At 71.5% G+C, this 13,203-nt stretch carries 13 protein-coding genes; 3 read left to right on the plus strand and 10 right to left on the minus strand.

The genetic code is table 11. The features are described from left to right. Position 1: 1 nt before the first annotated feature. From CCO04_RS18000 to CCO04_RS18045, 10 genes are all read right to left on the minus strand, one after another. Positions 2–835: an MBL fold metallo-hydrolase gene (locus CCO04_RS18000; protein ID WP_215815486.1), complete on the minus strand. Its 834-nt coding sequence runs from the start codon at positions 833–835 to the stop codon at positions 2–4. Beyond that, positions 825–1,607, minus strand: a complete 783-nt coding sequence (locus CCO04_RS18005) for a hypothetical protein (protein ID WP_215815487.1) — start codon at positions 1,605–1,607, stop codon at positions 825–827. The genes CCO04_RS18000 and CCO04_RS18005 overlap by 11 nt, the downstream gene beginning before the upstream one ends. Beyond that, on the minus strand, positions 1,604–2,287 hold the full coding sequence (locus tag CCO04_RS18010) for a cysteine hydrolase family protein (RefSeq protein WP_215815488.1): 684 nt from the start codon (positions 2,285–2,287) through the stop codon (positions 1,604–1,606). The genes CCO04_RS18005 and CCO04_RS18010 overlap by 4 nt, the downstream gene beginning before the upstream one ends. Positions 2,288–2,361: 74 nt before the next feature. Then, positions 2,362–3,945, minus strand: coding sequence for an ABC transporter substrate-binding protein (locus tag CCO04_RS18015; protein WP_215815489.1), 1,584 nt, complete (start codon positions 3,943–3,945; stop codon positions 2,362–2,364). Positions 3,946–4,137: 192 nt separating this feature from the next. Next, entirely contained in the window at positions 4,138–4,971 is an 834-nt protein-coding gene (locus CCO04_RS18020; protein ID WP_215815490.1) for an MBL fold metallo-hydrolase, read from the minus strand. A gap of 17 nt (positions 4,972–4,988) precedes the next feature. Beyond that, positions 4,989–5,810 (minus strand): hypothetical protein, encoded by an 822-nt coding sequence (locus CCO04_RS18025; RefSeq protein WP_215815491.1) that lies wholly within the window; start codon positions 5,808–5,810, stop codon positions 4,989–4,991. A gap of 23 nt (positions 5,811–5,833) precedes the next feature. Next, positions 5,834–6,904 carry an ABC transporter permease gene (locus CCO04_RS18030; protein ID WP_215815492.1) on the minus strand — a complete coding sequence of 357 codons (1,071 nt, stop codon included), beginning with the start codon at positions 6,902–6,904 and terminating at the stop codon, positions 5,834–5,836. Next, positions 6,892–7,749 carry an ABC transporter ATP-binding protein gene (locus CCO04_RS18035; RefSeq protein ID WP_215815493.1) on the minus strand — a complete coding sequence of 286 codons (858 nt, stop codon included), beginning with the start codon at positions 7,747–7,749 and terminating at the stop codon, positions 6,892–6,894. Before CCO04_RS18035 ends, CCO04_RS18030 begins: the two co-directional genes overlap by 13 nt. Then, the gene (locus CCO04_RS18040; protein ID WP_215815494.1) at positions 7,736–8,575 is read right to left on the minus strand and encodes an ABC transporter ATP-binding protein; all 840 of its coding nucleotides are present in this window, start codon (positions 8,573–8,575) and stop codon (positions 7,736–7,738) included. Before CCO04_RS18040 ends, CCO04_RS18035 begins: the two co-directional genes overlap by 14 nt. After that, positions 8,572–9,456, minus strand: a complete 885-nt coding sequence (locus CCO04_RS18045; RefSeq protein WP_215815495.1) for an ABC transporter permease — start codon at positions 9,454–9,456, stop codon at positions 8,572–8,574. Before CCO04_RS18045 ends, CCO04_RS18040 begins: the two co-directional genes overlap by 4 nt. A 189-nt stretch (positions 9,457–9,645) precedes the next feature. Here CCO04_RS18045 and CCO04_RS18050 point away from each other — a divergent pair, with 189 nt between their 5' ends. Genes CCO04_RS18050 through CCO04_RS18060 form a run of 3 tightly spaced genes read left to right on the plus strand, consistent with a single transcriptional unit; the run spans position 9,646 to position 13,201 of the window. Then, a complete protein-coding gene (locus CCO04_RS18050; protein WP_215815496.1) occupies positions 9,646–10,872 on the plus strand; it encodes a pyridoxal phosphate-dependent aminotransferase in 1,227 nt (408 codons plus the stop codon). Further along, positions 10,869–11,774 (plus strand): acetamidase/formamidase family protein, encoded by a 906-nt coding sequence (locus CCO04_RS18055; RefSeq protein WP_215815497.1) that lies wholly within the window; start codon positions 10,869–10,871, stop codon positions 11,772–11,774. The genes CCO04_RS18050 and CCO04_RS18055 overlap by 4 nt, the downstream gene beginning before the upstream one ends. Before the next feature lie 2 nt (positions 11,775–11,776). Beyond that, on the plus strand, positions 11,777–13,201 hold the full coding sequence (locus tag CCO04_RS18060; protein WP_215815498.1) for a dihydroorotase family protein: 1,425 nt from the start codon (positions 11,777–11,779) through the stop codon (positions 13,199–13,201). Positions 13,202–13,203 lie beyond the last annotated feature (2 nt).

Raw genomic sequence — 13,203 nt, forward strand, 5'->3', positions numbered from 1 at the left:
GTCACACTCCTTCCGTCAGCGGGGCCATCGCCCCCGAGCTCTCGCCGAAGACCTTGCGGTGGGCGCCGAGCGCCACCCGCAGGCCCTGGGCCACGTCATCGATCACCGCACCGTGCGCCGGGCCGATCAGGCGCACGTCCTTCTCGTCCAGCAGCCGCTCGATCACCGCGAACGCCTCGGTCACGTCGACGAACCGGGTCCAGTAGAGGGACCGGCCCGCGCCGTAGGCCGCCGCGTCGACGGTCACCGCGTCGCCCAGCTCGCGCGAGGTCAGCCGGCACTGGCCCTCGCGGTGGATCGGCTCGTCGTCCTCCAGGTCCTCGGGCGAGAACTCGTGGATGAAGGCGAAGCCGTCGGAGACGAAGAGCATCCGCGAGGCCGTGTCGAACGCCCACAGCGTGTTGTGCAGGTCGCGGATGTGGGCCGCGTGCACCTCGATGCTCCGCCCGCCGAGGTCGAGCACGTCACCGGCCGCCATCGGGACCAGGCGGTCGGCCAGGTGCGGCCAGTACAGGTGGTAGTCGCGGACGTCGCCCGCGATCCGCAGCCCCGGGTACGCCGCCACGAGCGCCGGGATGTTGCCCGCGTGCGGGATCTCCGGGTGCGTCGGGAAGACGTAGTCCAGCGGCCGGTCGCCCAGCACCTCCGCGATCCCCCGCAGCACCGCGGCCTCGTGGGCCGGGTCGCCGGAGTCGAGCAGGAAGGTGTGGGTCTCACCCACGACCAGGTAGGTCGAGACGTGGTAGTGCACGGGGCCGTCGGCGGCGGTGGCCCGCAGGCAGCCGCCCAGCCACCACACGCCGTCGGCGAGCTCGCGCGCGTCCTCATGCGGCACGGCGACCCACCCCCTCCAGGTACGCGACCAGGTCGGCACCCTGGGTGCGGACCGCGTCGCGGCCGACCACCGGGGCGCCGTACGTCGGACCGAGGGCGGCCCAGTCGTCGCCCAGCACGCGTCGTACGTCATCGGCGATCGCGGCGATGTCCTCGGCGACGACGGCGTCGGCGATCCAGCCGAACTTGAGGTCGTGGAAGGCGCGCAGGGTCGCGGCGTCGTACGGCAAGGCGTGGCCCTCGGCGTCGGTGAGCAGGTGGCTGAAGCTGTCGGAGGTGAGCAGGGTCCGCGAGACCGGGTCGCCCACCCACAGCACGGGCAGCAGCCGCAGCAGCGGCGTGTAGAGGCGCAGGGTGATCCCCGGCGCGACCTCGACGTCCTGGGGTGTGCCGGCCTCGACGGTGATCCGCCGGGCGGCCGCGTGGGTCACCGGGACGGTGATCCCGCCGGTGTACCAGACCTGGTCGACGGCGAGCTCGCGCTCGATCGCGGGGAGGTTGAGGCAGCACTCCATCTCGGTCCGGGTGAGCACCACGGAGAGCCGGGTGCCCGGCGCCAGCAGCTCGTGCAGCTGGGCCACCACCTGGTCGGTGTGCAGCCCGACGCCGGTGTCGACCAGGACGGCCGAGGTGCCCCGGCGCACCAGGTAGGCGCTGACCGGCTGCCAGCCGGCGATGCCCGGCGGGCACCAGCTCACGGCCGGCCCGACCGGGGCGACGCCGCCGAGGCGGGCCACCCGGTCCGGGCCGTCGCCGAGCAGCTCGACGGTCATCGGCCCGCTCCGACGGAGGCGCGGGCCCAGCTGTCGATCGCCTGGTCGACGGTGGTGACGTCGTGCCGCGAGCGCATCACGGTCAGCGCGGCCTCGTGGACGGTGACGTCGTAGGCACCGACGGCGTCCTCGAGCAGGACGGCGTAGAAGTCGTTGTGGACGGCGTCGCGGATCGTGGCCTCGACGCAGCCGCCGGTCGAGACGCCGACGAGGGCGACCGACTCGATCTGGTGGCCGCGCAGGACGAGCGCGAGGTCGGTGGAGACGAAGGCGCTCTGGCGGCGCTTGGTGATCACGGTCTCCCCCGCGACCGGCAGGCACTCGGGGGCGAAGTCGGTGCCCGGGTCGCCCTGGGTGCTGAGCCGGTTGAGGTCGACCGGCTTGTCGCCGCTCGCGGTGTGCAGCGCGCGGAGCCAGGCCGGGGTCGAGCTGGCGCCGTCGGGGTAGTTCTCGACGCGGATGTGGAACACCTTGACGCCGTGCTCACGGGCCGCGGCGATCGCCGCTCCGCAGCGCTCGCGCACCCGGGGCATCATCGACAGGTCGAGACCGGCGTCGCCGTGCGCGTGACCGGGGGTGAGCCCGCCGATCTGCATGTCGATGACCACCAGGGCCGTCGTACGCGGGTCGAGGAGCTCGTCGAGGGTGTCGCGGACCTGCTTGCCGCAGAGTTCGATCATGGGAGTTGTGCCTTCCTGGGAGAGGTCGACCCGAGGCCGGGAGCCCGAGCTCCCGGCGCTGCGCGGTCGGAGGGTCAGCGACCGAGGTCGTTGAAGTAGATCTGGCCGTTCGTCTGCGGCGTGCCGCCCGAGAGCTTGTCGCTGATGACGTTGACGTTGCGCACGTTGACCAGGGCGAGGTTCGCCGCGGCGTCGTCGACGATCGCGCTCATCGCGGTCTCGATCCGCTCCCGCTCGGCGGTGTCGTCGGTCGGGGTGGCGGCCAGGTCCTTGCGGAGCTGGTCGTACGCCGGGTCGCCCCAGCCGGTGGCGTTGCTCGGCGCGTCGGAGACGTAGAACGCGTAGGTGTAGAACGCCGGGTCGGCGATGACGATCGGCTCGGCGTACAGCAGGGCCTGGTAGCGGCCCTCCTGGAGCACCGTGGTCAGGTTGGTCGCGCTGGCGATCACCTGGAGGTCGACGTCCACGCCGATCTCGGCGAGCTGCGACTTGATGAGCACCGACGACTTCTCCGCGACCGGGCCGGGCCGGGACGTGCCGTAGGACAGGGTGAGCTTGAAGCCGTCGGGGAAGCCCGCCTCGGCGAGGAGCTTCTTGGCACCCTCGACGTCGTGCTCGTAGGCCGGGGCGCCCGGGCTGAACGGGAAGGTGCCCTTGGCGGGCTCGCCGATGCCGGCGTACGCGCCGTCGACGAGGGCCTGGCGGTCGATCGCCATCGACAGCGCCTGGCGCACGCGCTTGTCCTTGAGCGGACCGGAGCGGGTGTTGAACATCATCGTGTCGCGACCCAGGCCGGCGCACTCGTTGACCCGGACGTCGGACTTGGCGAGCGTCTCGTACTGGTCGTAGTCGAAGCCGTTGGCGACCTGCGCCTCACCGGAGGAGACCAGCTGGGAGCGGGTGGCGGTGTTGGGCACCGCGTTGATCACGATCTTCTTCACCGAGCCGCGCTCGCCGCCCCAGTCGGGGTCGGCCGTCAGCACCAGCGACGAGGCGGGCGTGTAGCTCTCGAGCTTCCAGCCGCTGTAGTCGGCCAGGTGGTTCGACAGCCAGTCGTCGGCGATCGGGTCGTCCTTGGTGACGTGCTTCTGCGCCTCGGTGCTGTCGTAGACGTCGAAGAGGTTCTGCTGCAGGCCGGTGATCGAGAACGAGTACGGCGTCAGCAGGTTGAGCTCGACGGTCTTCTCGTCGACGACCGTGGCGATGTCGGCGGTGTCGAAGCCCGCGCTGCGCAGCGAGCCCTCCATGATCCCGTCGCGCTTCATGCCGGTCTCGAAGCTCCACACGACGTCGTCGCTGCTCAGCTTGTTGCCCCACTGGCTGGTGAGGTCGCGCAGCTTGACCACGATCGCGGTGCCGTCGGCGTTGAGCTCGGCCGACTCGGCCAGGCGGCCCTTGACGTCGTACGACGGGCTGGCGCAGGCCTCCTCGGGCGTCGCGCCGAGGTCGTAGGCCAGCAGCTGGGAGCCGAGGCCGGTGAGGACCACGTGCGAGGCGGAGCCGCCCCACTTGGACGCGGTCAGGCCGTCGGGCAGGCCGTTGACGGCGATCGTCACCGTGTCCTGCCCGCTCTCGGACCCGCTGGACTCCGGGTTCGAGCAGCCGGCGAGCGCGATGACGCCGGCCACCGCGCCTGCGATGAAGGGGCGCTTCCTCATGGTGTGTCCTCTCTGTGTCACGGAAGGGGATGGGATTCGCCCTTTTCGCGGTCGCCGAGGACCGCGCCCGAGCAGCGAACGCCGCGCCGGTGGCAGGGCACCGGCGGTTTCGTCGCGCGTGCGACGAGATGGGGAGGGGGTGAAGGGTGGTGCGGCGGGCCCGGCGGGCCCGCCGCGGAGGGGGTCCGGGCGCTAGCCGCGGTAGGCGGACTGGTGGCCGCTGCGGATGATGGGCAGGACGCCCGCGACGTCGTCGATCACGTTGCCGTGGGTCGGGGCGACGATCTTGGTGCCGAGGGCCTCCATGGCCTCGGAGACGCCGGCGTAGAGCGTGTCGGCGTCGTCGACCCAGCGCGCCCAGTAGAGCGCGCTGCCGGTGAACATGGCGGCGTTCTCGACGGTGGGCGGCGAGTCGAGCTCGGAGGTGAGCAGGCCGCACTCGCCGGGCAGGTGGTAGGGATCCTCGTCGTCCAGCTCGGGACGGTGCATGTAGCAGAAGCCGTCGGCGGTGAAGAGCACGCCGCCGTCGGTCGCGAACGCCCACAGCGTGTTGGGCAGGTCGCGGATCATCGCCTCGACCAGGACCACGCTCTGGCCGCCGCCGAGGTCGATCCGGTCACCGGGCTTGCCGGGGCGCAGGTTGGGCACGACCTGCGGGTAGAAGAGGTGGTAGTCGCGGATGTCGCCGACGGCCACGATGTCGGGGTACTTCTCGACCAGGCGCGGGAGGTTGCCGGTGTGCGGCAGCTCGGGGTGCGTCGGCATCACGTAGGTCAGTGGCTTGTCGCCGAGCAGCTCGTCGAGGGTGTCGGAGATCGCCGACCAGCTGGACGGGTTGCCGGTGTCGACCAGCAGGGAGGACTCGGTGCCCTGCACCAGGTAGGTCGAGGTGTGCCCGTGGATCACCCGGGTCGGGAGGTGGAACTCCAGGCAGGAGCTCATCCAGGTCACGCCGGGTGCGATGGGACGCGGCAGGTCGCTGCTCATCTGCTCGAACAGGGGCTCGTCGCCGAGGACGTCGGTCATGTCGTGTACTCCGGTCTTCAGTCGTCGGTGGGGGCCAGGACGGCGAGCATCAGCTCGACGTGGCGCTTGACCACGTCGCGGCCCTGGATCACGCAGCCGCGGGAGGGGGCGATCACCTCGGGCTGGAGCGTCTCGAACTTGTCGGCGATCCAGTCGCGCAGGTTGCGGGTCGAGGCGCGGGCGATCCACTCGTACTTGGCGAGCAGGTGCGCACGCACCTGCTCCTCGGTGGTGTCGTCGCGGCTCAGGTCGTCGATCACCCGGGAGTCCTCGGGCGTGGCCATCACGCCGTGGGTGAAGGTGTCGGAGGTGAAGATCGTGCCGCTGGCGGCGTCCCAGCCCCAGAAGGTCGGGAGCAGCCGCAGCAGCGGCGACTCGATCTCGAGCACCCGGCCGGGGGCGATCTCGATCTCGGGGGTGCGGGCCATCGAGTCGCCGCCCTCGCCCTTCTGGTCGATCTGCTCGCGGCGGCTGCGCAGCGCCATCCGGTTGATGTCGTCGAAGGCGTCGAACGGGTTCGTCACGCCGCCGGTGTAGAGCCGGCGCAGCGGGAAGGTGGTGGCGATCGACTGGAGGTTGGACACGCAGTCCATCTCGCCGCGGGTGAAGAAGATCGACAGCTCCGCGTCGCCGAGCAGCTCCTTCAGCCCCGCCACGACCTCCGTCTCGTGGATCGCCAGCCCGGAGTCGACCAGGAGGCGGTGGTCGCCGTCCCCCAGCAGGTAGCAGTTGGCGGGCTGGAAGCCGCGGGAGCCGGCAGGCACCCAGCTGACCAGGTCGTCCAGCGGGTAGATGCCGCCCAGGGCGACCACCGAGGGGTCGGGGACCAGTGTCTTCATGACTTCATCGTATTGAAGCGTCTTCATTTCGTCAATCCTTTCGCGAGGGTCCGGGCACTCGGACGACGGCTCCCGGAGACCTGTCCGCGGGTGCGCGGGTCGAGCAGCGTGGTGGCCACGTCGAGGACGATGTAGCCGAGGAGGCTGGCGGTGCCCATGATCACGACGAAGCCCTGGATGACCGGGATGTCGTTGGCGAGCACGCCGTTGAGGGACCAGCCGCCGACGCCGGGCCAGGAGAAGACGCTCTCCACGATGGCCGCGCCGCTGATCGCGCTGGCGAGCATGATCACGAAGTAGGTCATGATCGTGCCGCGGATCTCGGCCATGGCGTAGCGGAAGACCTGGAGCGGGCGCAGCCCGCAGGCCCGGGCGAACTCGATCTGGGGCGAGGCCAGGGCCTGCACCATGCCGGTCCGCACGATCTTGGACACGGGAGCGGCGAAGAAGACGCCCACCGTCACGATCGGCAGCAGCGAGTGCGCCAGGATCGAGCTGAAGGTGCCCCAGTAGCCGCCGAGGATCGCGTCCAGGACCACCGAGCCGGTGCGATCGGGTGGCTGGGCGTCGATCGACGAGGTCATCCCGACCGGCGCCGGCGAGATGCCGAGCAGGCTGAAGCAGAGCACGATCAGCAGCAGCGCGAGGACGAACTCGGGCACCGCGAGCAGCACCGAGGAGCCCACGGTGAAGGCGCGGTCGGCCGGGCGCCGGTAGCGGTAGGCCGCCCCCGAGCCGAAGACCACGCCGAGCACCGTGGCCAGCAGCAGTCCGGGCACCAGGTAGACCAACGTGTTGGGCACCCGTTCGAGCAGGCTGTGCAGCACCGGGTCACCGGTGAAGTAGGACTCCCCGAAGTCGCCCTTCATCGCCCCGCCGATGTAGTCGAGGTAGCGGGTCAGGAACGGCTGGTCGAGACCGAGCTTGGCGTTGAGGGTCGCCACGTCCTCCTCGGTGGCGTACTCGCCGAGGATCGCCTTGGCCGGGCTGCCGGGCAGCATCGAGACCAGGGCGAAGCTGAACGTCAGCAGCCCCAGGAACAGGAACCAGCCGACCACCAGCCGGCGTACGACGAACAGGATCACTCCGCGCATCGCGCAGCCTCCTTCCGGGCCGGCCGGCCGTCCTGCACCATCAGCTCGAGCTCGCGGCGTGCGCGCCCCTCGCCGGGATCGACGAGCAAGCGCGCCGAGAGCAGCTCGCGGGTGTAGGGCGCCTGCGGGTTCGTGAGGACGTCGCAGGCCGCGCCGGTCTCGACCATCTGGCCGCGTCTCATCACCGCGACGTGGCTGCACATGGACTCGACGGTGGTGATGTCGTGGGAGATGAACAGGTAGGTCAGGCCGCGGTCGCGACGCAGCCGGTCGAGCGTGCGCAGCACGCTGGCCCGGATCGTCATGTCCAGCGACGCGGTCGGCTCGTCGAGCACCACCAGCGACGGGTCGGTGACCAGGGCGCGGGCGATGCCCACCCGCTGCTGCTGGCCGCCGCTGAGGTGCGCGGGCCGGCGCTGGAGCAGGTCGCCGGAGAGGCCGACCTCCTCGAGCGTGGCCACGACCAGGTCGCGGCGCTCGCGCGCGGACTGCTGGGGCCGGTGGACGACGAGCGGCTCGGCGACGATGTCCTCGATCCGCATCCGCGGGTTGAGCGAGGCGAACGGCTCCTGGAAGACGATCTGCCAGCCCGCCCGGCGCCGGCGCATCTCGCCGCGGCGCAGGGAGCGGACGTCGACGCCGTCGATCTCGACCTGTCCCTCGTCGGGCTCGATCAGCCGCAGCACCAGCCGGGCCAGGGTCGACTTGCCCGAGCCGGACTCGCCGATCACGCCCAGGCTCTCGCCGCGCTCGATCGAGAAGCTCACCCGGTCGACGGCCAGGAGCTCCTTGCCGTCGGGGCGGACGTAGCGCTTGACCAGGTCCCTGGCTTCAACGAACGCCATGCCGGACCACCTCACCGTCGTTGGGGGTCCGCCCGTGGGCGGACGCGAGCAGATGCTGGGTGTAGCTGTGCCGGGGCTCGGTGAGGACGACGGACACGTCGCCCTCCTCGACGATGCGGCCGTCGAGCATCACGATCACCCGGTCGCAGTAGTTGGCGACGACCCCGAGGTCGTGGGTGACGACCAGGGCCGAGCGGCCGGCGACCATGGTCAGCTCGGCGAAGACGTCGAGCACCTGGCGCTGGACGGTCAGGTCGAGCGCGGTGGTCGGCTCGTCGGCGATCACCAGCGAGGGTTCGAGCACCATCGCCATCGCGATGACCACGCGCTGGGCCATGCCGCCGCTGAGCTCGAAGGCGTAGCCGCCGATCACCCGCTCCGGCTCGCGGATGCCGGTCGCGGCGAGCATCGCCACGCAGCGGTCACGCTCGGCCGCACCGAACTTCTGGCCGTGCGCCTTGAAGATCGCGGCGAACTGCTTCGACAGCCGGATCACCGGGTTGAGCGCACTGAAGGGGTTCTGGGCGACGAAGCCGATCTGCGGCCCGCGGATCTCGCGGAGCCGGCGCGGTCCGCAGCCGAGCAGGTCGACGCCGTCGAGGTGGGCGCTGCCCCCGGTCACCTTGCCGCCGGCGGCGAGCAGGCCCAGGACCGAGCGCACCGCGGTGGACTTGCCCGAGCCGGACTCCCCCACCAGACCGACGATCTCGCGCTTGCGGACGGTGAAGGAGATCCCGTGCAGCGCCTCGGTCCAGCCGTTGCGGACCTCGAAGCCGGCAGTGATCCCGGCGACGTCGAGCAGGACGTCGTTGGCCGAGGTGCTCATGCGCGGCCTCCCGCGGTCTCCATGTGCCGCTCGATGGCGTTGCCGATCGCGTTGAGCGATCCGATGAACACCACGATGGCGAGGGTCGGGAAGATCGCGGCCCACCACTCGCCGCGCAGCAGCATCGCGGAGCCCTGGTCGATCATGCTGCCCCAGGTCGGGTTGGGCGGGCGGACGCCGATGCCGAGGAAGTTGAGCGCCGCGATGGCGCTGATGCCGTTGGACGCCGTGAGCGTCGCCTGGACGAGCACCACACCGTAGGAGTTGCGCAGGATGTGGTTGAACGCCACCCGGCTCGGTGGGCACCCGATCGCGACGGCGGCCTCGACGAAGCGGGCCGAGCGCAGCGTGATCGCGCTGGACCGGGTGACCCGGATGAAGCGCGGGATGCCGATCAGGGCGATCGCGACCACGATGTTGAGGGCCGAGCCACCGAGCACCTGCACGAAGACCACGGCGATCACGATGATCGGCAGGGCCGAGACCGCGTCCACGATCCGCATCAGGAACTCACCGCCTCTCCCCTGCGTGGCGGCCAGGCCCAGCGGGACGCCGATCGCCAGCGCGAGCAGCGTCGCGGCCAGGGCGAGCGGGACGTCGCGGGCAGCGGCGTCGACGGTGCGGGAGTAGACGTCGAAGCCCGACTCGTCCGTCCCGAACCAGTGCTGCCAGCTCGGGGCCAGCCCGATCTTGCCGATGTCCGGCGCGACCGGGTCGTAGGGCAGCGGGAGGAGCAGTCCGGCGAGCGGCAGGCCGACGACGACCGCGCAGGCCAGGACCAGCCCGATCGTCCCGGCCCGGCCGCGAGAACGCCGCTCAGTCCGGGACCGAAGCCCGCCTCGTCGTACCCGCGGCGCGGCGGGGGCGACCGATGATGTCATGACCAAGGACCTCAAACTTCATCAGATTGAATGCGGATGTGAGCATTCTTACGCCGCCTTGGAGCCCTTGGCAAGCGTGCAGCGGGGATTTCTGAGACCCAGAGCACATCTTCATCGACCCTTGCGGATTCTTCATGACATCAAGATAATGAAGACGCGTCCTCATCCCTTCACCCGCAGGAGAGCCTCATGCCCCAGCCGTTCGCCGACCGGATCGACCAGCTCGCCATGGTGGTGCGCGACGAGCAGCTCGGCCGTCCGATGCTGGCGGCGGAACGACGCCTCTTCGAGCGCGCCGGCCGGCGCGAGGGCCTGGTCTCCCTCACCCACGCCGACACCGCCGTCTTCCCGCCGCCCCCCACCGCCGGTCCGCGCTACGCCGACGCGCTGGCCGCCGGCCTCAACCCGTTCGTCGACTTCCTCGGCGACCCCGAGGTGCGCACCGCGCTCGCCCCACGGCTGGCCGCCTTCCTCGGCGCCGAGGTCGACCCGCTGACCGAGCTGGCACTCACCGCCGGCACCCAGAACGCGCTCTTCGCGATCCTCTCGGTGCTCGTCGGCCCCGGCGACAAGGTGCTCATCGCCGACCCCGACTACATGACCCTGGAGAAGACGCTGCGCTTCCTCGGCGCCGACGTGGTCAGCGTCGCGGCCCGCCCGGCCGAGGGCGACGGCGCGCTGGAGATGAGCCTGGCCGACGTCGAGGCGGGCTTCCGCGCCGGCGCCCGGCTGCTGCTCTTCTCCAACCCCTGCAACCCGACCGGCACCGTGTACGGCCCGGCCTTCGTCGCCGAGCTGGCCCGGCTCGCCGTCGAGCACGACGCCTACGTGCTCGTCGACGAGCTCTACTCCCGCCTGGTCTACGACGAGGGCTTCCCGCACCTCGCCGCCCAGCCCGGCATGCGCGAGCGCTGCGTCACCACGCTCGGCACGTCCAAGACCGAGTCGATGTCCGGCTTCCGCGTGGGCTGCGTGGTCGGCCCGGCCGCGGTGATCGCGGTGCTGCCCGAGGTGCTCGAGGTGACGGCGCTGCGCGCGTCGTCGTACGCGCAGCGCACGCTGCTGGACTGGCTCGGCCCCGATGCCGCCTTCATCGACGAGCGGGTCGCGATCCTGAGGGAGCTGCGCGACCTCACCGTGAAGCGGCTGCGCGAGGTGCCGGGCCTCGAGGTCGCCGAGCCCGGCGGTACGGCGTACGTCTTCCCGCGGCTGAGCGGCCACGGCCTCGACGACTTCGCGGTGGCCGAGGCGCTGGTCGAGGACGCGGGCGTGCTCGTCTACCCGGGCCTGTGCTTCGGCCCCAGTGGCGAGGGCGGCTTCCGGCTCTGCTTCGGGCAGGACCCCGAGGCGCTGCCCGGCATCCTCGACCGCACCGTCGCGGCGCTCACCCGGCTGACCTCGGGCGGCGCCCGGTGAGCGTGCTGGGCGCCGAGCGGGTGTCGAGCACCTTCGACGCCGCGCTCGACCCGGTGCTCACGGTCGAGGAGGGCGAGCGGTTCTCGGTGGAGACCCGCAGCATCCTCACCCACGTCGACACCACCGATCCGGCGGTCTTCGCCGCGATCGCGGCCTACGACCACATGGACATCCCCGTCACCGGACCGGTCGCGGTCCGCGGTGCACGGGCCGGCGACGTGCTGCGCGTCGACATCCACGACATCGCGATCGCCGAGCACGGCGCGATGGTGACCCTCGCGGGTCGCGGTGGCTTCAGCACGCCGCTGGCGCCGTCCGGGATGCTGCTGCCGATCGTCGACGAGCAGGTCCTCTTCGACGACGTGCGGCTGCCGGTGCGGCCGATGATCGGCAAGATCGGCCTGGCCACACCGGACGCCCCGCACTGCAGCACGGTCGGGCGGCACGGCGGCAACATGGACTGCACCGTCATCGGCCCCGGTACGACGCTCTACCTCCCCGTCGTCGTGGACGGGGCGCGGCTCTTCGTCGGCGACCTCCACGCCCGGCAGGGCGACGGCGAGGCCGGCCTCACCGGCGTCGAGGTCGAGGGCACCGTCACCGCCACGTGCACCGTGCTGCGCGACTGGGCGCTCCCCCGGCCGCTCGTCGTCACCGGCGACGCCACCGTGGTCGTCGGCGACGGCGCCGACCTCGACGAGGCGGTCCGGGTCGCGCTCGACGACCTGCTCGCCCTCGTGCGGGCGCAGCGCGGCTGGAGCCGCGAGCGCGCCGCCATGTTCCTCAGCGCCGCGGCGGACGTCGCGGTGTGCCAGGTGGTCAATGCGCGGAAGTCGGCCCGGGTCGCGCTGCCCGCGGCCTTCCTCCCCCTCGACCTGCCCCCGACCCCCTTCAAGGAGTGACCATGCTCGACACCGTGGTGCGCGGCGGCCTCGTCGCCATGCAGTCCGGACCCGCCCGTCTCGACATCGGCATCAAGGACGGCGTCATCGTGGCGCTGCGCGCGAGCGACGCCGCCGAGCCGCTGACCGCGGCGCGCGTCGTCGACGCGACCGACCGGGTCGTCGTCCCGGGCGGGGTGGACCCGCACGTGCACACCAGCTCGCCCATGCCGACCCTCGGCGACGGGATCAGCAGCTACGGCCCCGACCGGGTCAGCATCGCCGCCGCCTTCGGCGGTACGACGACCATGCTCGACTTCGCGCACTGGCACCCCGGCGACGACCTGGCCGACTCGTTCGCGCGCAAGGACGCCGACTGGAAGGGCCGCTCGTACGTCGACTACGGCTTCCACGGCACCTTCCGCGAGCCGGAGATCCCCTTCGAGGTGCTCGACCAGGTGGCCGACGCCGTCGCCGACGGGCACGCGACGTGGAAGGTCTGGATGACCAACACCACGCCGGGCCGCAAGTGGCAGAAGACCGACATCGGCCACATCTGGGGCCTGATGGAGCGCACCGCCGCGGCCAACGCGATGCTCTGCGTGCACGCCGAGGACGACGACATCGTCATGTACGCCTACAAGCGGCTCCAGCACGAGGGCCGTACCGACCTCACGCACATGTCCGAGGCGCACAACCAGCTCTCGGAGCAGCTGTCCTTCCAGCGGGTGATCACGCTGGCCCGCCACGTCGGTGCGCCGATCTACATCATGCACGTCAGCGCCGAGGTCGGCGTCGAGGCGATCCGCGCGGCACGCGGCTCCGGCCAGCCGGTCTACGGCGAGTGCCTGCCGCACTACGCGAGCTACTCCGACGAGGTCTACGGCCACCACAACGGCGCGATCTACCACACCTACCCCTCCCTCAAAGCGCCCGAGGACCGCGACGCCATGTGGTCCGCCCTCGCCGACGGCACCCTGTCGACCATCGCGACCGACTCGGTCTGCGTCGACCTCGACGTCAAGACCACCGGCAAGACCATCGTCGACGCGGTGGGCGGGCACGTCGGCGTCGAGGTGCGGATGGCGGTCGCCTACACCGAGGCGGTGGCCCGCCGCGGCCTCCCCCTGGAGCGGTACGTCGACCTCACCTCCCGCAACGCCGCCAAGGTGATGGGCGCCTACCCCCAGAAGGGCGAGATCGCGATCGGCAGCGACGCCGACCTGGTCCTGCTCGACGCCACGCAGCCGCACACCATCACCGGGTCCGAGCTGCACGAGGCCGACTACACCCCCTGGGAGGGGTACGTCGCCGCGGCCTGGCCGACCACCACGCTGCTGCGCGGCGAGGTGCTGGTGGCCGACGGCGAGCTCACCGACGCCCCGGCCGGCGGCCTGCTGCTCAAGCGGTCGCTCGGCGCCGACGTCCTGGCCCGGCCGGCCCTGTGACC

Source organism: Pimelobacter sp. 30-1 (assembly GCF_018831735.1).
Classification (GTDB): Bacteria; Actinomycetota; Actinomycetes; order Propionibacteriales; family Nocardioidaceae; genus Nocardioides.

What these genes read in the sequence shown, in the direction of transcription:
- CCO04_RS18005 (WP_215815487.1), bottom strand. Translation starts at nt 1,607, where the DNA reads ATGACCGTCGAGCTGCTCGGCGACGGCCCGGACCGGGTGGCCCGCCTC.
- CCO04_RS18010 (WP_215815488.1), bottom strand. Translation starts at nt 2,287, where the DNA reads ATGATCGAACTCTGCGGCAAGCAGGTCCGCGACACCCTCGACGAGCTC.
- CCO04_RS18015 (WP_215815489.1), bottom strand. Translation starts at nt 3,945, where the DNA reads ATGAGGAAGCGCCCCTTCATCGCAGGCGCGGTGGCCGGCGTCATCGCG.
- CCO04_RS18020 (WP_215815490.1), bottom strand. Translation starts at nt 4,971, where the DNA reads ATGACCGACGTCCTCGGCGACGAGCCCCTGTTCGAGCAGATGAGCAGC.
- CCO04_RS18025 (WP_215815491.1), bottom strand. Translation starts at nt 5,810, where the DNA reads ATGAAGACACTGGTCCCCGACCCCTCGGTGGTCGCCCTGGGCGGCATC.
- CCO04_RS18030 (WP_215815492.1), bottom strand. Translation starts at nt 6,904, where the DNA reads ATGCGCGGAGTGATCCTGTTCGTCGTACGCCGGCTGGTGGTCGGCTGG.
- CCO04_RS18035 (WP_215815493.1), bottom strand. Translation starts at nt 7,749, where the DNA reads ATGGCGTTCGTTGAAGCCAGGGACCTGGTCAAGCGCTACGTCCGCCCC.
- CCO04_RS18040 (WP_215815494.1), bottom strand. Translation starts at nt 8,575, where the DNA reads ATGAGCACCTCGGCCAACGACGTCCTGCTCGACGTCGCCGGGATCACT.
- CCO04_RS18045 (WP_215815495.1), bottom strand. Translation starts at nt 9,456, where the DNA reads ATGACATCATCGGTCGCCCCCGCCGCGCCGCGGGTACGACGAGGCGGG.
- CCO04_RS18050 (WP_215815496.1), top strand. Translation starts at nt 9,646, where the DNA reads ATGCCCCAGCCGTTCGCCGACCGGATCGACCAGCTCGCCATGGTGGTG.
- CCO04_RS18060 (WP_215815498.1), top strand. Translation starts at nt 11,777, where the DNA reads ATGCTCGACACCGTGGTGCGCGGCGGCCTCGTCGCCATGCAGTCCGGA.